Annotated in this window: 1 protein-coding gene and 1 pseudogene; both read right to left on the bottom strand. The window is 62.6% G+C overall.

What is annotated here, in order from left to right; translation table 11 throughout:
- Window positions 1–174, bottom strand: a pseudogene (locus ACWTU8_RS32630) (YdcF family protein); the annotation flags it as partial.
- A 28-nt stretch (window positions 175–202) separates the two neighbouring features.
- On the bottom strand, window positions 203–452 hold a 250-nt coding region (locus ACWTU8_RS32635; RefSeq protein ID WP_455851352.1), incomplete at its 5' end, for an amidase family protein.

Below are 452 nucleotides of genomic sequence, written 5' to 3' on the forward strand. Positions count from 1 at the left end.
GCCAAGCGACGTCCAGGTCGAGAGCGCCAGAATCAGAAACGCCAGCACGCTGCCGGTGACGGCCAGCCGCCGCCGGCCGATCATTGCGGCGATCAGCCCCGCCAAAAGCAGGAAGATCGTCAGGTTGAGTGGCTGGATGAAGAACCAGAAGACCTTGGAAAGAAGGAAGAACATCGCTCACCCCTTCAGAGGATCGATATCCTTACCACCACTTCTCAGGCTGAAATGTGCCGGCCGCCTGCTCGATGACGGCGGCGGTCTGGAACAGCGTCTCTTCCTCGAACGGCCGGCCGATCAGCTGCAGGCCAAGCGGCAGCCCCTTGGGATCAAGGCCGGCGGGCACCGCGATGCCCGGCAGGCCGGCCATGTTCACGGTGACCGTGAAAATGTCGTTAAGGTACATTTTCACCGGATCGGCGGCCATGTCCTCATCCGCGATGCCGAAGGCGGCG

This window comes from Mesorhizobium sp. BHbdii (assembly GCF_053848045.1).